This window comes from Klebsiella sp. KPN54798 (assembly GCF_021184225.1).
In the GTDB taxonomy this organism is placed as follows: domain Bacteria; phylum Pseudomonadota; class Gammaproteobacteria; order Enterobacterales; family Enterobacteriaceae; genus Klebsiella; species Klebsiella pneumoniae.
In genome coordinates this window covers 3,305,067-3,327,838 of record NZ_CP089234.1, presented here as the reverse complement: position 1 = coordinate 3,327,838, position 22,772 = coordinate 3,305,067, and the positions used below count along the sequence as shown (strand labels likewise).

Annotated in this window: 19 protein-coding genes and 2 pseudogenes; 15 read left to right on the top strand and 6 right to left on the bottom strand. The window is 58.6% G+C overall.

Annotated features, from left to right (window positions below; translation table 11 throughout):
- Positions 1 to 23 precede the first annotated feature (23 nt).
- From lolC to LPQ25_RS16125, 6 genes are all read left to right on the top strand, one after another.
- Positions 24 to 1,223, top strand: a complete 1,200-nt coding sequence (lolC, locus tag LPQ25_RS16150) for a lipoprotein-releasing ABC transporter permease subunit LolC (RefSeq protein ID WP_004176566.1) — start codon at positions 24 to 26, stop codon at positions 1,221 to 1,223.
- Positions 1,216 to 1,917, top strand: a complete 702-nt coding sequence (gene lolD / locus LPQ25_RS16145; protein ID WP_002900798.1) for a lipoprotein-releasing ABC transporter ATP-binding protein LolD — start codon at positions 1,216 to 1,218, stop codon at positions 1,915 to 1,917. The genes lolC and lolD overlap by 8 nt, the downstream gene beginning before the upstream one ends.
- Positions 1,917 to 3,161 carry a lipoprotein-releasing ABC transporter permease subunit LolE gene (gene lolE, locus LPQ25_RS16140; RefSeq protein ID WP_014907839.1) on the top strand — a complete coding sequence of 415 codons (1,245 nt, stop codon included), beginning with the start codon at positions 1,917 to 1,919 and terminating at the stop codon, positions 3,159 to 3,161. The genes lolD and lolE overlap by 1 nt, the downstream gene beginning before the upstream one ends.
- Before the next feature lie 48 nt (positions 3,162 to 3,209).
- Positions 3,210 to 4,121 (top strand): N-acetylglucosamine kinase, encoded by a 912-nt coding sequence (nagK, locus tag LPQ25_RS16135; protein ID WP_015874639.1) that lies wholly within the window; start codon positions 3,210 to 3,212, stop codon positions 4,119 to 4,121.
- Between the two features lie 14 nt (positions 4,122 to 4,135).
- Entirely contained in the window at positions 4,136 to 4,966 is an 831-nt protein-coding gene (gene cobB, locus LPQ25_RS16130) for a Sir2 family NAD+-dependent deacetylase (protein ID WP_004179333.1), read from the top strand.
- 90 nt (positions 4,967 to 5,056) lie between these two features.
- Complete coding sequence (locus tag LPQ25_RS16125; RefSeq protein WP_014907837.1) at positions 5,057 to 5,401, top strand: hypothetical protein; 345 nt, start codon at positions 5,057 to 5,059, stop codon at positions 5,399 to 5,401.
- A gap of 24 nt (positions 5,402 to 5,425) precedes the next feature.
- Here LPQ25_RS16125 and LPQ25_RS16120 read toward each other — a convergent pair whose 3' ends face one another.
- Together LPQ25_RS16120 and LPQ25_RS16115 are read right to left on the bottom strand one after the other, a co-directional pair.
- The gene (locus LPQ25_RS16120; RefSeq protein ID WP_004140612.1) at positions 5,426 to 6,388 is read right to left on the bottom strand and encodes a sugar-binding transcriptional regulator; all 963 of its coding nucleotides are present in this window, start codon (positions 6,386 to 6,388) and stop codon (positions 5,426 to 5,428) included.
- A 35-nt stretch (positions 6,389 to 6,423) separates the two neighbouring features.
- Positions 6,424 to 7,218, bottom strand: coding sequence for a triose-phosphate isomerase (locus tag LPQ25_RS16115; protein ID WP_004211823.1), 795 nt, complete (start codon positions 7,216 to 7,218; stop codon positions 6,424 to 6,426).
- A 242-nt stretch (positions 7,219 to 7,460) separates the two neighbouring features.
- Here LPQ25_RS16115 and pdxA point away from each other — a divergent pair, with 242 nt between their 5' ends.
- From pdxA to LPQ25_RS16070, 9 genes and pseudogenes are all read left to right on the top strand, one after another.
- The gene (gene pdxA, locus LPQ25_RS16110; protein WP_004179336.1) at positions 7,461 to 8,468 is read left to right on the top strand and encodes a 4-hydroxythreonine-4-phosphate dehydrogenase PdxA; all 1,008 of its coding nucleotides are present in this window, start codon (positions 7,461 to 7,463) and stop codon (positions 8,466 to 8,468) included.
- 35 nt (positions 8,469 to 8,503) lie between these two features.
- Positions 8,504 to 10,222 carry a four-carbon acid sugar kinase family protein gene (locus LPQ25_RS16105; RefSeq protein WP_004183649.1) on the top strand — a complete coding sequence of 573 codons (1,719 nt, stop codon included), beginning with the start codon at positions 8,504 to 8,506 and terminating at the stop codon, positions 10,220 to 10,222.
- Positions 10,223 to 10,314: 92 nt separating this feature from the next.
- Positions 10,315 to 11,334 carry a 2-keto-3-deoxygluconate permease gene (locus LPQ25_RS16100; RefSeq protein WP_004190951.1) on the top strand — a complete coding sequence of 340 codons (1,020 nt, stop codon included), beginning with the start codon at positions 10,315 to 10,317 and terminating at the stop codon, positions 11,332 to 11,334.
- Position 11,335: 1 nt separating this feature from the next.
- Positions 11,336 to 11,710 carry a PTS glucitol/sorbitol transporter subunit IIA gene (locus tag LPQ25_RS16095; RefSeq protein ID WP_009484249.1) on the top strand — a complete coding sequence of 125 codons (375 nt, stop codon included), beginning with the start codon at positions 11,336 to 11,338 and terminating at the stop codon, positions 11,708 to 11,710.
- A 28-nt stretch (positions 11,711 to 11,738) separates the two neighbouring features.
- Positions 11,739 to 12,197: a ribose 5-phosphate isomerase B gene (rpiB, locus tag LPQ25_RS16090; RefSeq protein ID WP_004140598.1), complete on the top strand. Its 459-nt coding sequence runs from the start codon at positions 11,739 to 11,741 to the stop codon at positions 12,195 to 12,197.
- A 30-nt stretch (positions 12,198 to 12,227) separates the two neighbouring features.
- Positions 12,228 to 13,178, top strand: coding sequence for a transaldolase (tal, locus tag LPQ25_RS16085; protein WP_014907836.1), 951 nt, complete (start codon positions 12,228 to 12,230; stop codon positions 13,176 to 13,178).
- 19 nt (positions 13,179 to 13,197) lie between these two features.
- Positions 13,198 to 15,202: pseudogene (gene tkt / locus LPQ25_RS16080) on the top strand (transketolase).
- Between the two features lie 237 nt (positions 15,203 to 15,439).
- A complete protein-coding gene (locus tag LPQ25_RS16075; protein ID WP_004183652.1) occupies positions 15,440 to 17,068 on the top strand; it encodes a long-chain fatty acid--CoA ligase in 1,629 nt (542 codons plus the stop codon).
- A pseudogene (locus tag LPQ25_RS16070) lies at positions 17,065 to 18,787 on the top strand (aldehyde dehydrogenase family protein). The gene LPQ25_RS16075 and the pseudogene LPQ25_RS16070 overlap by 4 nt, the downstream one beginning before the upstream one ends.
- Before the next feature lie 46 nt (positions 18,788 to 18,833).
- Here the strand turns inward: LPQ25_RS16070 and potD are convergent.
- Genes potD through potA form a run of 4 tightly spaced genes read right to left on the bottom strand, consistent with a single transcriptional unit; the run spans position 18,834 to position 22,630 of the window.
- On the bottom strand, positions 18,834 to 19,880 hold the full coding sequence (potD, locus tag LPQ25_RS16065) for a spermidine/putrescine ABC transporter substrate-binding protein PotD (protein ID WP_004140590.1): 1,047 nt from the start codon (positions 19,878 to 19,880) through the stop codon (positions 18,834 to 18,836).
- Positions 19,877 to 20,662: a spermidine/putrescine ABC transporter permease PotC gene (gene potC, locus LPQ25_RS16060; protein WP_004150813.1), complete on the bottom strand. Its 786-nt coding sequence runs from the start codon at positions 20,660 to 20,662 to the stop codon at positions 19,877 to 19,879. Before potC ends, potD begins: the two co-directional genes overlap by 4 nt.
- Entirely contained in the window at positions 20,659 to 21,516 is an 858-nt protein-coding gene (potB, locus tag LPQ25_RS16055; RefSeq protein WP_004150812.1) for a spermidine/putrescine ABC transporter permease PotB, read from the bottom strand. The genes potC and potB overlap by 4 nt, the downstream gene beginning before the upstream one ends.
- Complete coding sequence (gene potA / locus LPQ25_RS16050) at positions 21,500 to 22,630, bottom strand: spermidine/putrescine ABC transporter ATP-binding protein PotA (RefSeq protein WP_114505237.1); 1,131 nt, start codon at positions 22,628 to 22,630, stop codon at positions 21,500 to 21,502. Before potA ends, potB begins: the two co-directional genes overlap by 17 nt.
- Positions 22,631 to 22,772 lie beyond the last annotated feature (142 nt).

Below are 22,772 nucleotides of genomic sequence, written 5' to 3'. Positions count from 1 at the left end.
CTATCAGCAACCAGATGGATGACATGTACCAACCTGCCGCACTCTTTATCGGCCTACGCTATATGCGCGGGCGCGCAGCCGACCGCTTCGGTCGTTTCGTCTCCTGGCTCTCAACTATCGGTATTACGCTTGGCGTAATGGCGCTGGTGACAGTCCTGTCGGTGATGAACGGCTTTGAACGCGAGCTGCAAAACAACATCCTGGGGCTGATGCCACAGGCCATTCTTAGCGCCAAACAGGGGTCGGTGAACCCTCAGCAACTGCCGGAGCGCGAAGCGAAACTTAATGGGGTAACCCGCGTAGCGCCGATCACCACCGGCGACGTGGTGCTGCAGAGCGCGCGCAGCGTGGCGGTCGGGGTTATGCTGGGCATTGATCCGGCGCAGAACGATCCCCTGACTCCATACCTGGTGAACGTCAAACAGAGCGATCTGCAGGCGGGCAAATATAACGTTATTCTCGGCGAGCAGCTGGCGGGCCAGCTGGGGGTTAATCGCGGCGATAAAATTCGCGTGATGGTTCCTTCCGCGAGTCAGTTTACGCCGATGGGCCGCGTGCCGAGCCAGCGTCTGTTCACGGTCATCGGCACCTTCGCCGCCAACAGCGAAGTCGATGGCTATCAGATGCTGACCAACATCGACGACGCCTCCCGTCTGATGCGCTATCCGCTGGGGAATATCACCGGCTGGCGCCTGTGGCTGGATAAACCGCTGCAGGTCGACACCCTGAGTCAACAGACGCTGCCGCCGGGAACTCAGTGGCAGGACTGGCGCGAGCGCAAGGGCGAACTGTTCCAGGCGGTGCGCATGGAGAAAAATATGATGGGCCTGCTGCTGAGCCTGATCGTCGCCGTCGCGGCCTTCAACATTATTACCTCGCTGGGGATGATGGTGATGGAGAAGCAGGGCGAAGTGGCGATCCTCCAGACCCAGGGGCTGACGCCGCGGCAGATTATGGCCGTCTTTATGGTGCAGGGGGCCAGCGCCGGGATCGTCGGCGCGCTGCTGGGAGCGGTGCTTGGCGCCCTGTTGGCCAGCCAGCTGAATAATTTAATGCCGATCATCGGCGCCTTCCTTGACGGCGCGGCGCTGCCGGTGGCGATTGAGCCGCTGCAGGTCATTGTTATCGCCCTGGTGGCGATGGTGCTGGCCCTGTTGTCTACGTTGTACCCTTCCTGGCGCGCTGCCGCCACCCAACCCGCTGAGGCTTTACGTTATGAATAAGATCCTGCTGCAATGCGACAACCTGTGCAAACGCTATCAGGAAGGCAATGTGCAAACCGATGTCCTGCACAATGTCAGCTTCAGCATTGGTGAAGGCGAGATGATGGCTATCGTCGGCACCTCCGGCTCTGGCAAAAGTACGCTGCTGCATCTGCTCGGCGGCCTGGATACGCCCACCTCTGGCGACGTGATTTTCTCCGGTCAGCCGATGAGCAAGCTATCCACCGCCGCGCGCGCCGACCTGCGTAACCGCGAGCTGGGCTTTATCTATCAGTTCCACCATCTGCTGCCGGACTTTAGCGCACTGGAAAACGTGGCGATGCCGCTGCTGATTGGCAAAAAGAAGCCGGCGGATATTGAACGCCAGGCGAAAGCGATGCTGCAGGCGGTCGGGCTTGAACACCGCAGCCATCACCGTCCGTCGGAGCTCTCCGGCGGCGAGCGCCAGCGGGTGGCGATTGCCCGCGCGCTGGTGAATAAACCGCGGCTGGTGCTGGCGGACGAGCCAACCGGTAACCTCGACGCTCGCAACGCCGACAGCATCTTCCAGCTGCTGGGCGAACTGAACGTCGCGCAGCGCACCGCGTTTCTGGTGGTGACCCACGACCTGCAGCTGGCGAAGCGCATGAGCCGCCAGCTGGAGATGCGCGATGGCCGTCTGACCGCCGACCTGACCCTGATGGGGGCCGAGTAATGGCGTCTCCGTTATCGTTACTGATTGCATTGCGTTTCAGCCGCGGCCGGCGGCGCGGCGGCATGGTGTCGCTGATCTCGGTGATCTCCACCATCGGCATTGCGCTGGGGGTGGCGGTGCTGATCGTCGGCCTCAGCGCGATGAACGGCTTTGAGCGCGAGCTGAATAACCGCGTGCTGGCGGTGGTACCGCACGGCGAAATCGAACCCGTGAATCAGCCGTGGAATAACTGGCAGGAAGCGCTGGCGAAGGTGCAGAAGGTGAAGGGGATTGTCGCGGCAGCGCCCTATATTAACTTCACCGGCCTGGTGGAGAGCGGCAGCAATATGCGCGCCATCCAGGTGAAAGGCGTCGACCCGCAGCAGGAGAGCCAGCTCAGCGCGCTGCCTACCTTTGTGCAGAATAACGCGTGGGCCGGATTCAAGGCTGGCGAACAGCAGGTGATTCTGGGTAAAGGGGTCGCCGATGCCCTGCACGTGAAGCAGGGGGACTGGGTGTCGATCATGATCCCTAATGCCGACGCCGACCATCAGCTGCTGCAGCCAAAACGCGTCAGGCTGCATGTGACCGGAATTTTACAGCTGAGCGGCCAGCTCGATCATAGTTTTGCCATGATCCCGATGCAGGATGCGCAGCAGTATCTGGATATGGGCAGCAGCGTGACCGGCATCGCCATCAAGGTCACCGACGTTTTCCATGCTAACAAGCTGGTACGCGACGCCGGCGAGGTGACCAACAGCTACGTCTACATCAAGAGCTGGATCGGCACCTATGGCTATATGTATCGCGACATCCAGATGATCCGCGCCATTATGTACCTGGCGATGGTGCTGGTGATCGGCGTGGCCTGCTTTAACATCGTCTCGACGCTGGTGATGGCGGTCAAAGACAAAAGCGGCGATATTGCGGTGCTGCGCACGCTTGGCGCAAAAGACGGCTTAATTCGCGCGATTTTCGTGTGGTATGGTTTATTAGCCGGATCGGTAGGCAGCCTGTTTGGGGTGGTGATCGGCGTGATCTGCGCGTTGAACCTGACGCCGATCATCAACGGCATCGAATACCTGATTGGGCATAAATTCCTCTCCGGCGACATCTATTTTATTGACTTCCTGCCGTCAGAATTGCACTGGCTGGACGTCTTTTATGTGCTGGTGACAGCACTGTTGCTGAGTTTGCTGGCCAGCTGGTATCCCGCCCGCCGCGCCAGCCGCATCGACCCGGCGAGGGTGCTGAGTGGCCAGTAATTTATCGTCATCGTCGGCCTGGCTGACGACACAAGAGGAATTGCTGAAATGTATTATGGATTTGACATTGGCGGCAGCAAGATAGCGCTGGGCGTATTTAATCAGGAGCGGCGACTGCAGTGGGAAAAACGCGTCGCCACGCCGAAAAGTAGTTATGAGGATTTTCTCCAGGCGGTAGAGGCGCTGGTCCGCGAGGCCGATGATCGCTTCGACCAGCAGGGTTCGGTCGGGATCGGTATTCCGGGAATGCCGGAAACGGCGGACGGCACGCTGTATGCCGCTAACGTGCCAGCCGCCAGCGGCCGGCCGCTGCGCGCTGATCTCAGCGCGCGGTTGGGGCGCGATGTGCGTCTCGATAATGACGCCAACTGTTTCGCGCTGTCGGAAGCGTGGGACGATGAGTTTACGCAATACCCGCTGGTGATGGGATTGATCCTCGGCACCGGCGTGGGCGGCGGCCTGGTGTTGAACGGTAAATCGATTACCGGCCATAGCTATATCACCGGCGAGTTCGGTCATATTCGCCTGCCGGTGGATGCCCTGGAGGTGGTTGGGCGCGATTTTCCGCTGCTGCGCTGCGGCTGCGGCCAGCTGGGCTGTATTGAAAATTATCTCTCCGGTCGCGGTTTCGCCTGGCTGTACGAACATTTTTATCAGCAACCGCTCTCCTCGCCGGAGATTGTGGCGCAGTGGCAGCAGCACGATCCGCGCGCGCAGGCGCACGTTGAGCGCTATCTCGATCTGCTGGCGGTGTGTCTGGGGAATATACTGACCATTGTCGACCCGGATTTGCTGGTGCTCGGCGGTGGATTATCTAACTTTACGGCCATTAGCGAAGGGCTGGCGCAACGATTGCCGCGCCATCTTCTGCCGGTCGCCAGGGTTCCGCGCATTGAGCGCGCGCGCCACGGCGATGCCGGGGGAATGCGCGGTGCGGCCTTCCTTCACCTGACCCATTAATCACAGAGGTAGCTATGCAGTCGCGCCGTTTACATCGATTGAGCCGTTTTCGTCGCAATAAACGTCGGTTGCGTGACCGTCTGCGTCAGCGGATTTTCTTTAGGGAGGACAGGATGAAGCCTGAAGCGATGGCAAAACCGAGAGTGGTGGTGTTAACCGGCGCGGGCATCTCGGCAGAGTCGGGGATCAAAACCTTCCGCGCGGCCGATGGCCTGTGGGAAGAGCATCGGGTGGAAGATGTAGCGACGCCGGAAGGCTTCGCCCGCGATCCGGCGCTGGTGCAGGCGTTCTACAACGCCCGTCGCCGTCAGTTGCAGAGTCCGGAAATCAAGCCGAACGCGGCGCATCTGGCGCTGGCGCGTCTGGAGGATCTGCTGGGCGACCATTTTCTGCTGGTCACCCAGAATATTGATAATCTGCACGAGCGCGCCGGCAACCGCCGGGTGATCCATATGCACGGCGAGCTGCTAAAGGTGCGCTGTTCGTGGAGCGGCCAGGTGCTGGAGTGGACCGGCGACGTCACCGCCGAGGACAAGTGCCACTGCTGCCAGTTCCCGGCGGCGCTACGTCCGCACGTGGTCTGGTTTGGCGAAATGCCGCTGGGGATGGATGAGATCTACAGCGCGCTGGCCGACGCAGATATTTTTATCGCCATCGGCACCTCCGGCCATGTCTATCCGGCGGCTGGCTTTGTGCACGAGGCGCGACTGCACGGCGCCCATACCGTTGAACTGAACCTGGAGCCCAGCCAGGTGGGCAGCGAGTTTGCCGAGAAGCACTACGGGCTGGCAAGCGAAGTGGTACCCGCCTTTATCGATAAGCTGCTGCAGGAAAACGCGCTGTAAACTGAAGCAGCCTGCCGGTAGCCAGGGCGCAGCCCACGGCCGCCGGCAGCGCTGCTGACAAGGATGTCACGTCATGACAGGAGTCAGACCATGCATAATCCGCTGGTTATCGAAGCGATCATGTTGATCGCGGCCATTATCGTTGGCGTCTGGAGCCAGCGCGCTTTACCGCTACACGCCGATAGCCGACCGATCCTCTTCCTGCTATGTCTGTTCCTCGGCACTGGCAGCGCGTTGTGCCTGCTGCTGGATATCTTAGCTCTGCTGTTGACCGCTGAGTTCGCGACGGGCGGTGTGCGAATATACGGTCCGTTGCTGCTGCTGGTGGTGCTGTGGAAACCTCTCAACTGGGTTGTCGGCATCATTGAAGATTTTGTGCAGCGGCGAGACGAAAAAGGGAAGGGTAAAGGCCAGCACGACGGCGGTCAACGCTGATCCGCCGCCTGCGCCGTGGCTTATTTATAGCGCCTTTTGCATATTAATGACCGAACGGGCGTTCGAGGCGCTGGTAGCCAGCACATCGATAACCCCGGTGCGTAATGCCCCCAGGATCGCCGTCGCTTTCGTACTTTCGGAGGCGATAGCGATGACGCAGGGAATGGCCCGCAGCTGTTCGAGACTTAAGCCAATGACCCGGTCATTCATCACCGTATCGACGGGTTTGCCCTGAATATTGAAAAAGCTGTACCCCGCCAGATCGCCCACCACCCCCTGTTCCTGACGCGCGGTGGCAATTTCCTGCGGCGTAAACCAGCCGAGCTGCACCATAAAGCTGTTTTCATTCATATCGCCGAGGCCGATGATCGCCACGTCAGCTTTGCTGGCCTGTTCGAGCGTGGCCTTAATCAGGCGGTTTTGCATAAAGGCCGCGCGCAGCTCCGGGGTTTCCACATAGGCCGGGGCGTAAAGCGTTTCGCTGAAGCCGTTAAATTTGCGCGCCAGATTCCGGCTGATGTGGTCGGCGTCAATCAGCTGATTGTCACGCTTGGTTCCGCCGATGCCGCAGATAAAGCGGCAGTGGCGCTCAGGAAACACGCCAACGTGATTCGCCACCGCGGCCACATTGCGCCCCTGACCAACGGTGACGGTCATATCGTTTTTTAACACCCCGGCAAGGTAGTTACTGACCAGGGCCGCCACCTGCTGGCGCTGTTCATCTTCATCATGGTGATCCAGGGCAATTAGCGCGCGCTTAATGCCAAAGTGCGAAATAAACTGCTGCTCAATCTGGGAGCTGAAGACCGGATGGTATTTGACGCTGATCTCAACAATCCCTTCCTGGCGCGCTTTTTTCAGCAGGCGCCCGACTTTGATACGCGAAATGCCGAATCGTTTGGCGATCTCTTCCTGCGTTTGTTCCTGATCGTAATAAGCCACCGCAATTTCAGTGAGCAGGGCGTAATCTGAGTCTTGTTCAATCATGGCCTGGAATTTCCATCTCTGGTGTCCCTTTTATATTACTGCGCCTGCAAAATAAATTCCTGTGTAACGCGTTGAACAATGTCGCAATAGCCTTGCGCGTCCCAGGCCGCGCGGCCGATAAACAACCCATTGATCTCCTGCTGGCGCAGCAATTCCACCGCGTTTTGCAGCGTTACGCTGCCGCCATAGAGCAGCGGGATACGGGTTCCCGTCTCGTGACCAAACCGCTCGCAAAGCGCCTGACGTAGCGCCTGATGAATGACACCCGCCTCCTGCGGTGAGGCGGGCGTACCATGTTCGCCAATGGCCCACACCGGTTCATACGCAATCAGGGTCCGCAGCGCCTGCTGGTGGCTCAGGCCATACAGGGCGATCTTCATCTGCCGCACCACGCTTTCACGCGACACCTGCCAGCGTTTCTCCTCGGCGCTATCGCCAATACAGATCAGCGGGCGCAGGCCATGACCTAAGGCGCTATGCACTTTTCGATTAATCGCGGCATCGCTTTCATTAAAGGCGGCGCGTCGTTCTGAATGTCCCAGCTCAACAAGTGTGGCGCCGGTTTCTGCCAACATGGCCGCCGAGATTTCCCCGGTCCAGGCGCCCTGATCCGCTTCATGCATATTCTGCGCGCCGGTCAGAAGCGGTAACTGATGCGTTTGCAGAAAATGGCTGACGGGTTGGATCGCGGTGAAGGGGGGAATGACGAAGGGCTGAATAGCAGGGTGACAGCCCTCCGGCATCCGCGCTGCCAGCGTTTCGCACCAGGCCATGGCCTGGGACAGCGGCTTGTTCATTTTCCAGCTGGTTCCTAACCATATCGGGGTCATCATTGCTTCTCCTCTTAATAAAATTAAATACTTGCCAGAAACGGGGCCATACCCTGTATTGAGGTTGAACTTTTTATCACTGTATGAACATATGTTAGATCACATTTTTCGATGAAAAAAATCTATGAATTTTTTTATGTGATCTTCATCACTCATGGCGGCTCATTCATCAGGTAATGTTTTGAGCATATGATTTGGTATTGAACATATGAACAATCAACTGAAAAAATGAGAGGCGCATGATGTCAGCAGAGAAAAAACCCGTTGTGGCGATTACCATTGGCGATCCGGCAGGGATCGGCCCGGAGATCACCGTGGCCACCATGATGGACAAAAGCGTGTATGACGAGTGCAAACCGTTCCTGATCGGCTCGGTACCGATTATCAGCCGGGCGATGAAAATCATGGGCTGCGATTTTGCTATCCATAAAATTGCCCATCCGCAGGAGGCCCGTTTCAGCTGGGGGACGTTGGATGTTCTGGAAACTGGCGACTACGATTGCGACAGTATCGAATGGGGCAAGGTGCAGAAACTGGCGGGGCAAATGTCGCTGGACTATGTGATGAAGTCGATCGAGCTGGGTAAAGCGGGGCTGATCGACGTGGTCTCTACTGCACCAATTCATAAGGAAGCCATCAAGCTGGCAGGATGTAAGCTCCCGGGCCATACCGAAATCTATCAGGTGGAAACCCAATCTGATTACGGTCTGACCATGTTCCACGTCCACAACCTGCGCGTCTTCTTCGTGAGCCGTCATATGGCGCTAAAAGCAGCCTGTGACTATGCCAACAAAGCGCGAGTGCTGGCCTGCGTTCAGCAGATCCACCATGAATTTACCGCCCTGAACATCAAAAATCCGCGCATTGCCGTGGCCGCTCTGAACCCGCATGGTTCCGACAATGGTCTGTTTGGTCACGAAGAGGCTGACAATCTGATCCCGGCGGTGAAAGCGGCCCAGGAGATGGGGATCAACGCTATCGGGCCGGTTCCGGCCGATTCCGTGTTCCATCTCGGCAAACAGGGGCGCTACGACGCCATTCTCTCGCTGTATCACGATCAGGGGCATATTGCCTGCAAAACCCTCGACTTTGAACGTTCGATCACCATTACCTTCGGCCTGCCGTTTATGCGCAGCTCCGTCGACCATGGGACGGCGTTTGATATCGCCGGTACCGGTAAGGCGGGTACCGTCAGTATGCTGGAGTCGACGCTGGTGGCGGCCCGTTACTGGAAAATGAAGCATCAATAATCGCTGAGGTTCATGCGAATCACGAGGACAGAGAAATGGAAAAACATCTGTTGATTAGCAAGGGCTGTAAGGGCTGGGGCGGGCCGCTGACTATCACGCCAGGTCAGGGGAAAAAGATTGCGTACATCACCGGGGGGATCCGTCCCCCGGTCGTCGACCGCCTGAGCGAACTGACCGGCTGGCCTTCCATTGATGTATTCAAGAATGGCGAACCGCCGGCGGAAGAGATTGGTTTAATGGTCATCGACTGCGGCGGCACGTTGCGCTGCGGACTCTATCCGAAGCGGGGAATTCCCACCATTAACCTGCATCCCACCGGTAAAAGCGGCCCGCTGGCGGAATTTATACACGAAGGGATCTACGTCTCCGGCGTGACGCCAGCCTGCATTGAGATGGTCTGGCCGCAAGGGGAAGGCGGAAAGCTTGGGATCGTGGCTGACGATCTGACCGGGGCAACTACCGTCGGGGTGCTGCTGGCGCGCAGTGGTTTAAAAACCGCCGCGTTTTTCGATACCGAATCCTTCGCCCGCAATGAGGTAGAGTATCCGGCGATGGTGGTCAGCAGCGACAGCCGCCCATTGCCGAAAGCGGAGGCCCAGCACAAAGTGAGCGCTGCGGTGAAACAGCTGCAGGCTCGCGGCGCGCATTACTTCACCAAGCGGATTGATACCACGCTGCGCGGCGGCATCGGATTTGAAATCGACGCCATGCTGGAACAACTGCCGCAGGAGACGGTGGCGGTTGTGGTGCCGGCGATGCCGCAGTCACGGCGTATTCTCGTCGGCGGTTACTCGGTGATTGATTCGGTAGCCCTGTCGCGGACCGATGTGGCTCGCGATGTACGTACCCCGGTCACCGAGTCGTGGGTGCCGGGACTGTTGGCGGCGCAGACCCATCATCAGGTCGGGCATATCGCGCTGACATCGGTGATGAAAGGCGAAGGGCAAATCCAGCAGGATTTACAGGAACAACAACAGCGCGGCGTGCGGGTGATAGTGGTCGATGCGATAACCGTCGACGATGTCGATGCCATCGCCGGGGCGGTAGTGGCCCTGAACTGGAACGTGCTGGCCGTCGATCCGGGGCCCTTTACCGAACGGCTGGCGGTTCGTCGCGGCCTGATGCGCGAAGCGCGGAGCAGCGCGCCCGCGAGCCTGACAGCGGACGGCCAGCGCGGCTCGATTTTGATCGTTGCCGGCAGCGCAACGCCAGTAACCAAAAAACAGCTCCAGTATTTGATCGCTAATGATGCCCGGGTCTGCCATATCCCGGTGGATGCCGAGCTGTTGGTTGACCGGAAAAACGCCGCTGAGATTGAAGTCAATCGCGTGGTGCAGCATGCCCGACAGTGCGTTCCGGCGCAGCACAACGCGCTCTTTGTTTTTGAGTCCGCCTTGACCGGGCGGTTGCTAAACCTTCAGGAAGAGGAGCAGCGATTTGGTCTGGCCCACGGTGAGGCTGCGCAAAATATTAACCACGGATTGGGCAGTATTGTGCGCGAGGTGCTTAACTGTGCGTCGGGTGAAATTAAAGGATTGTATATGACCGGTGGTGACACCATGGTCAATGTACTAAAAGAGCTGGGCGCCACCGGAATAGAAATGATTGACTATGTCATCCCGCAAACCGATATGGTGCGGATCATTGGCGGCGATTATGCCGGCTTAATTTGCGTCGGGAAAGGAGGGCTAACCGGACCGGAAGATATTATTAGCATCATTGTTGACCGAATTTATCAGGAAGCACAGCAATAACCCAGTAATCTAATAACTAATAAACGACGTAATGGTCGTCAGGGTAGTATTGCGTCGTTATCTCTGTTAAATCTTAATTTAAGAGTTACCCTATGAATATTAATATACTTGAAAAAATGAATAAGGTGCCCGGTGGGTTAATTATTATTCCACTGCTGGTGGCTATATTAATTAATACTTTCGCGCCCCAGGTGCTCAGCATTGGCGGCCCGACCACCGCCTTATTTAAAGTCGGTTCCAGCGCCATGATGGGCATATTTTTGCTCATTTGCGGAACCTCGATCAATATCCGTCAGGCCGGGTTGCCGCTCTATAAAGGCGCCGTGCTGCTGTTTCTCAAATGTCTGGCCGGGGCACTGGCGGTATGGGTTGCGGGAACGTTGTTTGGCCCGAGCGGTTTTCTCGGAATATCGACCCTGGCGCTGATTGCCTGCCTGACCAGCTCGAACAGCTCCCTCTATATCGCATTGTGCAGCAACTATGGCGATGCCAGTGATGCCGGGGCGATCTCCGTATTCTGCATCAAGGATGGTCCGTTTGTTACCATGATGGTGCTGGGCGTCAGCGGCCTGGCCAATATTCCCTTCGCCGCGCTGCTGTCGATGCTGATCCCACTGCTGATTGGCATGCTGTGGGGCAATCTGGACGAACGCTTTAAACAGTTATGCGCTGCGGCGCAGCCGCTGGTGATCATTATTATGTCGTTCGCCATCGGCGCCAACTCCAGTATCAATACGGTGTTCACCGCCGGGCTGTCCGGGATCCTGTTGGGGATTATCTCCGCGCTAACCGGGATTGTGTTCTACTTTATCTACAACCTGTTTTTGAAGAAGAAAAGTGCGCTGGGCGCCGCGCTGGGAACCACCGCCGCCAGCTCGGCGCTGACGCCGGCGATGGTTGCCCAGGCGGATCATTCGCTGGCGATGTACGTGGATGCCGCCACCGCGCAGCTGGCGACGGCGAGCATTATCACCATGATCACCGCGCCGATACTGGTCGCCTGGTTTGATAAACGGCTGAAAAAGCGTGCGCCAGCCGCTGAACCGCTGAAAGAGGTGAAAAGTGAAGAGAGCGTGACATTATCTTCCCCTGCCGCCAAAGGACACAAATAGTATGAGCGTGCCGTTGTATTCATTACGGATTACCGCCGTCGGGGAATATGTTGAGTACTCTCTGCGGGAGCTGCGGCTTATTTTATTCTCCGATGCCGTTCCCGACAATATTGCGAGTTATTGCGCTGTACACCAGGCCAGCGAACTGACCGCCGAGTTATCGCCTGGTCAGCAAATGAAATTAAATGATAAAAATTATCGGGTGACCGCGGTAGGCCGTGTGGCAACGGCAAATTTACGACAGCTTGGCCATATCACGCTAAATTTTGATGGCGCAGATATCGCTGAATTACCCGGGACGGTACACCTTTACGGCGAACCACCACAAATTATTCAGCCTGGCGACCAAATTTCGTTTTACCCGAATTGTCATTAAGACGTACTGTTAAATTAAGGAAATAACCATGAAAACAATCGCTATTGGTGCGGATGATGCCGCCTATGCTTTTCGCGATGCCATCGTCGCTTATTTGAATGGGTTGGGAATTAACGTCGCGGATTACAGCAGCGATAAACGCCAGGGGAGTACCGTTTATCCGGATGTTGCCCATGCGGTGGCGATGTCGATTAAACAGGGCGAACACGAGCGTGGGATCCTGATCTGCGGTACCGGCATTGGGATGAGTATTGTGGCCAATAAAGTCCCCGGGGTCCGCGCCGCACAGTGTCACGATACCTTCTCCGCCGAGCGAGCGCGTAAAAGTAACAACGCGCAGATTATTACCCTTGGCGCGCGGGTGATTGGCGCTGAGCTGGGCAAAAAAATTATTCAGGCGTGGCTTGAGTCCGAATATGAGGGCGGCGGATCCGCGCCCAAAGTGGAACGTATTGATTATTACGAACACCAGCATGCCAGAGATTAATCTCCGCAGTCGTAAGATAAGGAACAGATGATGAGCCAGTTAGACGAACTGAAAAAATACACCACGGTTGTTGCTGATACCGGCGATATTGAATCGATTAAAAAGTTTGCACCCCAGGATGCGACCACCAACCCCTCGCTGGTGCTGAAGGCCGCGCAGCTGCCGCAGTATCAGCCGCTGATTGCCGATGCGATTGGCAAGGCACGCCGCCAGGGAGGCAGCGCAGAAACGCAATTGATTAACGCCTGCGATCAGGTGGCAGTGGATATCGGCAGCGAGGTGCTGCGCCATGTGCCCGGGCGTATCTCCACCGAAGTGGATGCCCGCTTTGCCTGGGATCGCGGGATGTGCGTCGCGAAGGCGCGCAAGCTCATCCAGTTATATGAGAAAAATGGCATTGGTCCCGAGCGGATTCTAATTAAGCTCGCCGCCACCTGGGAGGGCATTCGCGCTGCCGAAGAGTTGGAGCAGAGCGGTATAAACTGCAACCTGACGCTGCTGTTCTCTTTCGCTCAGGCCCGGGCGTGCGCCGAAGCGGGCGTCTTTCTCATCTCGCCCTTTGTGGGCCGCATCTACGACTGGTATCAGAAGCACCAGCCGCAGTCAGCCTATCAGGTGGACAGCGATCCGGGCGTGGTCTCTGTGCGCCTGATTTATCAGTATTACAAATCTCATGGCTATGACACGGTGGTAATGGGTGCCAGCTTCCGTCGTATTGAGCAGATCCAGGCGCTGGCGGGCTGCGATCGCCTGACTATCTCTCCGGCACTGCTGGACGAGCTGGCGGCCAGCGAAGGAGTGTTGACCCGCCAGTTGACCCCCGGCTGCGTGACGGAAACCCGTCCCAGCCCGATGACGCAGGCGGAGTTCCTCTGGCAGCATCATCAGGATCCCATGGCAGTGGAAAAACTAGCGGAAGGGATCCGACTGTTTGCTGTCGATCAGGTGAAACTGGAACAACAGATTCAGCAGATGCTGTAAGCCGCAGGGATAAAGACTGATGAAAACGACAAATACCACTCGCCGCCAATGCGCCAACGCGCTGCGCGCCCTGAGCATGGACGCTGTACAGAAAGCCAAATCCGGCCACCCGGGGCCCGATGGGTATGGCTGACATTGCCGAAGTGCTGTGGCGTGATTTCCTGAACCATAACCCGAACAATCCGGCCTGGGCTGACCGTGACCGTTTTGTGTTGTCAAATGGCCATGGTTCGATGCTGATTTACAGCCTGCTGCACCTCACTGGCTACGATCTGCCGATATCCGAGCTGAAAAACTTCCGCCAGCTGCACTCCAAAACCCCGGGTCACCCGGAAGTCGGCTACACCGCAGGCGTGGAAACCACCACCGGTCCGCTGGGCCAGGGTATCGCTAACGCGGTCGGGATGGCTATCGCCGAGAAAACCCTGGCGGCGCAGTTCAACCGTCCGGGACACGATATCGTCGACCACTACACCTACGCCTTCATGGGCGACGGCTGCATGATGGAAGGCATTTCTCACGAAGTGTGCTCCCTGGCCGGTACCCTGAAACTGGGTAAACTGGTGGCGTTCTATGATGACAACGGCATCTCCATCGACGGCCACGTTGAAGGCTGGTTCACCGACGACACCGCCAAACGCTTTGAAGCCTACGGCTGGCACGTGGTGCGCGGCGTGGACGGTCACGACGCTGACGCCATCAAACGCGCGGTAGAAGAAGCGCGGGCGGTCACCGACAAACCGTCCCTGCTGATGTGCAAAACCATCATCGGTTTCGGTTCGCCGAACAAAGCCGGCACCCACGACTCCCACGGCGCGCCGCTCGGCGACGCCGAAATCGCCCTGACCCGCGAAGCGCTGGGCTGGAAACACGCGCCGTTTGACATCCCGTCTGACATCTATGCCCAGTGGGATGCCAAAGAAGCCGGCCAGGCGAAAGAAGCGGCGTGGAATGAGAAGTTCGCTGCCTACGCCAAAGCCTTCCCGCAGGAAGCAGCCGAATTCACCCGCCGTATGAAAGGCGAGATGCCGTCTGACTTCGATGCGAAAGCTAACGAGTTCATCGCGAAGCTGCAGGCCAACCCGGCGAAAATCGCCAGCCGTAAAGCCTCGCAGAACGCCATCGAAGCCTTCGGCCCGCTGCTGCCGGAATTCCTCGGCGGCTCCGCAGATCTCGCGCCGTCCAACCTGACCCTGTGGTCCGGTTCTAAGCCGATCAACGAAGACGCTGCCGGGAACTACATCCACTACGGCGTGCGCGAGTTCGGTATGACCGCTATCGCCAACGGTATCGCGCTGCACGGCGGCTTCCTGCCGTACACCTCCACCTTCCTGATGTTCGTGGAATACGCGCGTAACGCGGTACGTATGGCCGCGCTGATGAAACAGCGTCAGGTGATGGTCTACACCCACGACTCGATCGGTCTGGGCGAAGACGGCCCGACTCACCAGCCGGTAGAGCAGGTGGCTTCCCTGCGCGTGACCCCGAACATGTCCACCTGGCGTCCGTGTGACCAGGTGGAATCCGCGATTGCGTGGAAATATGGCGTGGAGCGTCAGGACGGCCCGACCGCGCTGATCCTCTCCCGTCAGAACCTGGCGCAGCAGGAGCGTACCGCAGAGCAGCTGGCGAACGTGGCCCGCGGCGGTTATGTGCTGAAAGAGTGCACCGGCTCGCAGCCGGAGCTGATCTTCATCGCCACCGGTTCAGAAGTGGAGCTGGCGGTTGCCGCGTGGGACAAACTGACTGCCGAAGGCGTGAAGGCGCGCGTGGTTTCCATGCCGTCCACCGACGCGTTCGACAAGCAGGATGCGGCTTATCGCGAATCCGTACTGCCGAAAGCCGTGACCGCGCGCGTTGCCGTGGAAGCGGGTATCGCTGACTACTGGTTCAAATACGTTGGCCTGAACGGCGCTATCGTTGGCATGACCACCTTCGGTGAGTCTGCGCCGGCTGAGCAGCTGTTCGAGGAGTACGGCTTCACCGTCGATAACGTGGTTGCTAAAGCGAAAGCACTGCTGTAAATCCCCACCGCTATCGCCCGGCCCGAAGTCGGGCGATACGCTCTCTGAGTAATGATCTTCCGGTCATGAGTTTGTCTTTTCCTTTCTGAACCATTTCCCACTCTATTTTGTGCGTGACCGCTGATTTCTGTACGTTTTTTTGTGCAGACCGGCAAATGTAGACCAGATTCAATAGGCGCCCGCACGATCGCGCCGCGCCCCTCGATTCCGCCGGACGTCTGTAAAGGAGACCCCGCCATGCCGTCACCGATGATTTATCAGGATCTCACCACTGCCGCGCTGCTCGGCCATGCGGCGCAGTATCACAGCGAGACCGAGATTGTCTCGGTGAGTACTGGCGGTGAGAAGGAGCGCAGCTGCTGGGGGGAGGTGGCCAGCCGTGCTCAGCGGCTGGCATCGGCGCTGGCGTCGCTGGGGCTGCCGCCGGGCGCCCGCTGCGCCACGCTGGCATGGAACAACCGCCGCCATCTGGAGATCTATTTTGCCGTCGCCTCCGGCGGCTGGGTGACGCACACCGTCAATCCGCGGCTGTCGGTTGACCATCTGCGGTATATCCTCAACGACGCTGCCGATGAAGTGCTGTTTTTTGACCAGACCTTTTTGCCGCTGGTAGCGCAGCTGCTGCCGCAGCTGCCGACGGTGAAACACGTCGTGCTGATGGAGTCCCGCAGCGAAGCGGCGCTCAGCCAGCTGCCCTCATTGCTGTTTTATGACGATCTGTTGCAGCAGGGGATGGCAGACTATCGCTGGCCGCAGCTCAATGAACTGACTCCGGCTTCGCTCTGTTACACCTCGGGAACGACCGGCCGGCCGAAAGGGGTATTGAACACCCATCGTTCGCTGGTCCTGCACGCCCTGAGCGGCAACCAGCCGGACGCCGCCGGCATATCGGCGAAGGACAGCCTGTTGCCGGTGGTGCCGATGTTCCATGTCAACGCGTGGGGGACGCCGTTTATCGCCGCCATGGTCGGCGCGCGGCTGGTGCTGCCGGGGCCGCACCTCGATGGCGACAGCCTGCTGCAGCTGCTGGCCGCCGAGAAGGTGACGGTGGGGTTTGGCGTGCCGGTGATCTGGGCCGGCTTGCTGGCGGCGATGCGCCGGACAGAGGTCCGGCTGCCTGAATTTAAACGTGCGCTGGTCGGCGGCTCCGCGCTGCCGCCGTCGATGGCCGAGGCCTTTCAGCGTGATTACGGCATTGCGCTGACCCACGCCTGGGGAATGACCGAAACATCGCCCATCGGCACCATCAACACACCGTTGAGCAAACATGACGCGCTCCCGGCACAGGAGCAGCAAAAGCAGCGCGCCGGTCAGGGGCGGCCCATTTTCGGCATCGAACTGCAGGTGGTGGACGTGGATGGCGAACCGTTGCCCCGGGATGGTCAAAGCCAGGGTTATCTGCAGGTCAGAGGGCACTGGGTGGTAGAGCAATACTATGGTCAGGACGCGAGCGCCCTGACCGCGGCAGGCTGGTTTGATACCGGTGATATCGGTACGCTCGACGCCAATGGTTATCTGGTGATCAGCGATCGGGCAAAGGATATTATCAAGTCCGGTGGCGAGTGGATCTCCACCGTTGAGCTGGAGAATATCGCCATCGCGCATCCGGGGGTGCGCAGCGCGGCGGCCATCGCCGCCCGCCATCCGCGCTGGGACGAGCGGCCGGTGCTGCTGTGCGTCCGTGCGGAAGGGGGCGAAGTGGAGGAGACCGATCTGCTGAGCTGGTTTGAGAAGCGGGTGCCTAAATGGCAGATCCCGGACCGGGTGATATTTGTCGATGCGCTGCCGGTCAGCGCCACGGGTAAGGTGCTCAAAAATCAGCTGCGCCAGGCCTACGGAGAGATTTTAATGAGTGAGGGAAAATGAGCCATGCGCGACCCGGTCTGACGACCTGTTCTCAGTATGATGCGGCCCTGCACGCCTTGTCGGCGGCGCGCCAGCGCTGGGCGGAAACCTCAGTGAACCGTCGTCTGGCGCTCCTGCGCCAGATCAAGGATGCCCTGGCCGGCATTGCCCCGGCGTGGGTGGCCGCGGCAGCGGCGGCCAAAGGGCTGCCGGCGGGCGATCCGCTGGCGGGGGAAGAGTGGCTGGCGGGCCCCTGCGCGCTAATGGTCGGCTGCAACGGGCTTATCGCCACCCTGGAGCAACTGGAGGAGAAGACCTTTCTGCGGCGGATCCCGCTGCGGACGCTGGCGGACGGCCGCCTGGCGCTGCGGGTGGTGCCCGGCACGCTCTGGGATCGGCTGCTTCTGTCTGGTGTTCGCGCTGAGATATGGATGCAGCCAGGCGTCAACCGGGCCCATCTCGACCGCTATGCGGCGCGGGCATACGACATCCCGCCTGCCGCGCGGCAGGGCAAGCTGGCGCTGGTGCTTGGCGCCGGCAATGTGGCCTCGATTGCGCCACTGGATGTGCTACACAAGCTGTTTATTGAGAATCAGGTCTGCCTGCTGAAGCTCAATCCGGTGAATGATTATCTGCACGATCTGCTGGCCCAGGCCCTGGCGCCGCTGATTGCCATGGATGCGCTCCGCATCGTCACCGGCGACGCCCGGGCGGGAGCGTGGCTGACTACCCATCCCGCTGTCGATGAGATCCATATCACTGGCTCCCGCGAGACCCATGACGTCATCGTCTGGGGCGAGGGTGAGACGGCTCGCCAGCGTCGGGCCGCCGGGACGCCGCTGAACCCGCGTCGGGTGACCTCGGAGCTGGGCGGCGTCAGCCCCACCATTATCGTACCCGGGCCGTGGAGCGAGGCGGACATAGCTTTTCAGGCGCAGCAGCTGGCGACGCAGAAGATGAACAACGGCGGGTTTAACTGCGTGGCCAGCCAGGTGCTGATCCTGCAGCAAGGCTGGGAGCCTGCGACGGCCTTGCTGAATCAGCTGTACCGACTGATCGCCGCGAATACCCGCCCGGACTACTACCCCGGCGCTGAAAACCGGCTGACCGACTTTCGCCTGCGCGCCCGTCAGCCGCTGGAGATAGCCCGCGGTGACGCGCTGCCGTTGATTGTGGCGAATACCGACGATGATCCCGGGTTCTGCCAGCAGGAGGTCTTTGGCCCGGGGCTGTCGGTCACCCGTCTTGAGGCCGATAGTGCGGAAAGCTTTCTGCGCCAGGCGATCGGCTATGCGAATCAGCGGCTGCAGGGCACGCTGGGGGCCAATATTGTGATCCACCCGCGCACCCGCAAAGCGATTGGACGTAAGCGTTTTAATGCGCTGATCGCCGAGCTGCGCTACGGCACGGTGGCGATCAACTGCTGGAGTGGGGTGGCCTTCCTGTTAGCCCCTTGCCCGTGGGGGCGTTTCCCGGCCACACGCTCGACGATATTCAGAGCGGGCGGGCAAGGTGCATAACAGCTTTATGCTGGAGAAAACCGAGCGCACGGTGATTGAGGCGCCGTTTCGGCCGTTTCCGCGTAGTCTTTGGCATGGCGAACTGACGCTGATGCCCCTGCCACCCTGGTTCATCACCCACCGGGGGCAGGAAGCGGTGGCGCAGCGGCTGGTGGATTTTTACCATCGGCCGCGCTGGCGCAAATTGCCGGCGCTCCTCTGGCGCGCGCTGCGGGGCTAAGGTGAGAGCAAAAAAAAGGGCGGAACCGCGGTTCCGCCCTGCGGGATTAACGGCCCGCTTTCAGCTTCTGGTAATACTCTTCATAAATGGCGCTGGCGCTGCCGACGTCATTCTGCCATTCGCCTTTCTCAATGGTTGCGGCGTCCGGATAGAGCGATTTATCGTTGGCCACTGCCGGGCTGAGCATCTTGCGCGCCGCAAGGTTCGGCGTCGGATAACCGATGGTTTCAGCGACCTGTTTGGCGACATCCGGGCGCAGCAGGAAGTTAATCAGCTTCAGCGCGCCGTCGACGTTTTTGGCGTTCGCCGGGATCGACAGGCTGTCCATCCAGAAGATGCCGCCCTCTTTCGGCCAGATCACTTCCAGCGGAGTACCTGCCTGGCGGGCGACGTAAGCCGAGCCGTTCCATACCATCCCGAGGTTCACTTCGCCTTCCATATACGGGTTCGCCGGGTTATCAGAGTTAAACGCTGCGACGTTGGGCATCAGCTTTTTCAGCTCGTTATAGGCGGCTTCAATCTCTTTCGGGTCGGTGGTGTTGCCGGAATAGCCCAGCTTACGCAGCGCCATCTGGAACACTTCGCGCGCGTCGTCGGTCAGCAGCAGGCTGCTTTTGTATTCCGGCTTCCACAGGTCGGCCCAGCTGGTGATAGTTTTCGGGTCAATCGCCTCGCTGTTGACGCCGATGGCCGTCGCCCCCCAGATATAGGGGATGGAGTAGTCGTTATTCGGATCGAACGGTTTATTCAGCATCTGCGGATCGAGGTTGCTGAAGTTAGTCAGCTTGCTCTTATCGATCTTCTGCAGCATACCTTCTTTGCGCATCTTGTCGACAAAGTAGGTCGACGGGACGACCAGGTCGTACGCGCCGTCTTTATAGGTTTTGAGCTTGGCGTACATGGTTTCGTTCGACTCGTAGGTCGAATAGATAACCTTGATGCCGGTCTCTTTGGTGAACTGCTCCAGCAGGCCCGGCGGCACATACTCGGTCCAGTTATAGAAATAGAGCGTTTTGCTATCGTCCGCGTGCGCAGCGCCCATGCCGATTGCCAGAGCGCTCGCCGCGAGCAGGTGGCGTGACCATTTTTTCATTTTAACGTCCCCTGAGTTTTATCACGTGCAATTAACTGACTGGCGATGACCATCACCAGCGACAGAACCAACAAAATCGTGGCCAGGGCGTTCACCTCTGGCGAAACGCCAACCTTGACCATCGAATAGATCTTCAGTGGCAGGATTTCATACCCCGGACCGGTCACGAACGAGGAGACTACCACGTCATCCATCGACAGGGTAAAGCTCAGCAACCACCCAGCGGCTACCGCCGGCAGGGCCAGCGGCAGGATAATTTTGCGCAGGATGGTCATCTCGCTGGCGCCCAGATCTTTCGCCGCCTCCAGCATCCGCACGTCAAAGCCTTTCAGGCGGGAGTAAACGGTGACCACCACAAACGGCAGGCAGAAGGTGATATGCGAAAACAGCAGCGACCAGAAACCAAGCTGGACGCCGATCAGCATAAACAGCACCAGCAGAGAGATGGCCATCACAATATCTGGCGACATCATCACCACAAACAGCATGCCGCTGACAAACGGTTTGCCGCGAAAGCGGTAACGGTACAGCGCCACGGCGGTCAGCGAGCCGATAAGGGTGGCGAAGGTCGCCGACAGCACCGCCATGGTCAGCGAGTGCTGGGCGGCCTGCAGCAGGCTATCGTTGTTCATCAGCAGGCTATACCAGTCGGTGGTGAACCCCTGCCAGTTGATGCCGAAGCGCGACCGGTTAAACGAGTTAACGATCAGAATAATAATAGGGATGTAGAGATACGCGTAGATGGCGGTCATAAAGCCGCCGCGCAGCAGTCGACCGATCATTCCAGCTCCACCTTTTTATTCAGCAGGCGCGCCGCGCGCCAGTAAATCAACAGCATCAGGCCCATCACCAGGGTTAAGGTAATGCTGGTTGCCGCGCCGAACGGCCAGTCACGGATATTGAGGAACTGGCTTTTGATCACGTTGCCGATCAGCAGGTTCTTGGCGCCGCCCATCAGGTCGGAAACGTAGAACAACCCCATCGCCGGCAGCATCACCAGCAGACAGCCGGCGATGATCCCCGGCATGGTCAGCGGGATGATAATGCGGATAAAGGTCTGCAGCTTGCTGGCGCCGAGATCTTTCGCTGCTTCCAGCAGCGGGCGATCCAGTTTCTCAATGCTGGAGTAGAGCGGCATCACCATAAACGGCAGCAGGATGTACACCAGGCCGATGATCACCGCCGAGGGGGTGAACATAATGCGTATCGGGGTGTCGATCACCCCCAGCCACAGCAGAAACTCGTTCAGGTAACCTTTAGTGCTGAGGAAAATCTTCAGCCCGTAGATGCGGATCAACGAGTTGGTCCAAAAAGGGACGATCAGCAGGAACAGCAGCAGGGGCCGTACCTTCTGCGGCAGCCGGGCGAGGAACCACGCAAACGGATAGCCCAGCGCCAGGCAGGCGAGGGTCGCCAGCAGCGCCATGTTTAGCGAATGCAGCAGAACGTCATAATAGAGCGGATCCAGTAGCCGCGAATAGTTATCCAGCGTGAAGACCAGTTTGACGAAGTTGGCATCGTCGCGGGTCAAAAAGCTGGTGGCGATGATCATCAGGTTGGGCAGGAAGACAAACAGCACCAGCCAACCGACGATAGTGGCGATCACCACATTCTGGAATTTACTGGTGTTCTTCATCGGCCAGCACCACCTCCCAGCTTTCCACCCAATTGATAGACATTTTCTGGTCAAGAGAGTGGTCGAAATCCGGGTCGTCTTCGTTAAAGAACTCGCTGACCATCACCATTTTGCCGTTCTCCAGTTCCACCACCGACTCCAGAGTCATGCCTTTATAGTTGCGCTCGCGGACATAGCCGATCAGGCCGTCGGCGTCGCTGTTATGGTGGATCTCGTCGACGCGCAGATCTTCCGGGCGCAGCAGGACATGCAGACGCTGGCCGGCCTCCACGGCAAAATTGACGGTGATGTTGCATTCTCGTCCTTCAACGCGGGCGCGCACGCGCTGTTCGTCGAGACGTTCAATTACCGTGGCGTCAAAGATATTGATCTCGCCGATAAAGCTGGCGACAAACAGGTTCTTCGGCTCTTCGTAGATCTCTCGCGGGGTGCCGTCCTGTTCGATTTTGCCATCACGCATCACCACGATGCGATCGGACATGGTCAGAGCCTCTTCCTGATCGTGGGTGACGAAGACGAAGGTGATCCCGAGCTTACGCTGCAGCGCTTTCAGTTCGTTCTGCATCTGCTTGCGCAGCTTGTAATCCAGTGCCGAAAGAGACTCATCGAGCAGCAGCAGACGCGGTTTGTTGACCACCGCGCGGGCGATGGCCACGCGCTGCTGCTGGCCGCCGGAGAGCTGGTGCGGTTTGCGCTGGGCAAACGCCTCCAACTGCACCATCTTTAAGGCATCCATCACCCGTGGGGTGATTTCCGCCGCCGGTGTTTTCTGCATCCGCAGGCCAAAGGCGACGTTCTCGAACACCGTCATATGCGGAAACAGGGCGTAGCTTTGGAATACGGTATTGACGTGGCGGTTTTCCGCCGGAACATGAGTGATATCGTGATCTTCGAGATGGATCCGTCCGCTGTCGACGTTTTCCAGGCCGGCAATAAGGCGCAGAACGGTGGTTTTACCGCAGCCAGAGGGGCCAAGCAGAGTGAGAAACTCACCATTGTTGATGGTCAGGTTAAGGTTGTCGATGACCGTTTTACCATCAAAGCTCTTGCGAATTCCCGCCAGATGCACCAGCGGCGAACGCGGTTGTATATTCAATTTTTGACTCTGTCCCATGTAGACGCAACGGCAAATTTCCGGCCGCTGCGGGGTTTGTGATTAACCACCTTTGGGGTTGCACGTTTTTAATAAGGGCCAGCATTCTACGGCAAACGAGGGTAATCGCCAATCCTTGATACGCCCGCATAGTCTACCTTTA

Excerpts from the sequence above, each read along its gene's own strand:
- lolC (WP_004176566.1), top strand. The coding sequence starts at position 24 with ATGTACCAACCTGCCGCACTCTTTATCGGCCTACGCTATATGCGCGGG.
- lolD (WP_002900798.1), top strand. The coding sequence starts at position 1,216 with ATGAATAAGATCCTGCTGCAATGCGACAACCTGTGCAAACGCTATCAG.
- lolE (WP_014907839.1), top strand. The coding sequence starts at position 1,917 with ATGGCGTCTCCGTTATCGTTACTGATTGCATTGCGTTTCAGCCGCGGC.
- nagK (WP_015874639.1), top strand. The coding sequence starts at position 3,210 with ATGTATTATGGATTTGACATTGGCGGCAGCAAGATAGCGCTGGGCGTA.
- cobB (WP_004179333.1), top strand. The coding sequence starts at position 4,136 with ATGCAGTCGCGCCGTTTACATCGATTGAGCCGTTTTCGTCGCAATAAA.
- LPQ25_RS16125 (WP_014907837.1), top strand. The coding sequence starts at position 5,057 with ATGCATAATCCGCTGGTTATCGAAGCGATCATGTTGATCGCGGCCATT.
- LPQ25_RS16120 (WP_004140612.1), bottom strand. The coding sequence starts at position 6,388 with ATGATTGAACAAGACTCAGATTACGCCCTGCTCACTGAAATTGCGGTG.
- LPQ25_RS16115 (WP_004211823.1), bottom strand. The coding sequence starts at position 7,218 with ATGACCCCGATATGGTTAGGAACCAGCTGGAAAATGAACAAGCCGCTG.
- pdxA (WP_004179336.1), top strand. The coding sequence starts at position 7,461 with ATGTCAGCAGAGAAAAAACCCGTTGTGGCGATTACCATTGGCGATCCG.
- LPQ25_RS16105 (WP_004183649.1), top strand. The coding sequence starts at position 8,504 with ATGGAAAAACATCTGTTGATTAGCAAGGGCTGTAAGGGCTGGGGCGGG.
- LPQ25_RS16100 (WP_004190951.1), top strand. The coding sequence starts at position 10,315 with ATGAATATTAATATACTTGAAAAAATGAATAAGGTGCCCGGTGGGTTA.
- LPQ25_RS16095 (WP_009484249.1), top strand. The coding sequence starts at position 11,336 with ATGAGCGTGCCGTTGTATTCATTACGGATTACCGCCGTCGGGGAATAT.
- rpiB (WP_004140598.1), top strand. The coding sequence starts at position 11,739 with ATGAAAACAATCGCTATTGGTGCGGATGATGCCGCCTATGCTTTTCGC.
- tal (WP_014907836.1), top strand. The coding sequence starts at position 12,228 with ATGAGCCAGTTAGACGAACTGAAAAAATACACCACGGTTGTTGCTGAT.
- LPQ25_RS16075 (WP_004183652.1), top strand. The coding sequence starts at position 15,440 with ATGCCGTCACCGATGATTTATCAGGATCTCACCACTGCCGCGCTGCTC.
- potD (WP_004140590.1), bottom strand. The coding sequence starts at position 19,880 with ATGAAAAAATGGTCACGCCACCTGCTCGCGGCGAGCGCTCTGGCAATC.
- potC (WP_004150813.1), bottom strand. The coding sequence starts at position 20,662 with ATGATCGGTCGACTGCTGCGCGGCGGCTTTATGACCGCCATCTACGCG.
- potB (WP_004150812.1), bottom strand. The coding sequence starts at position 21,516 with ATGAAGAACACCAGTAAATTCCAGAATGTGGTGATCGCCACTATCGTC.
- potA (WP_114505237.1), bottom strand. The coding sequence starts at position 22,630 with ATGGGACAGAGTCAAAAATTGAATATACAACCGCGTTCGCCGCTGGTG.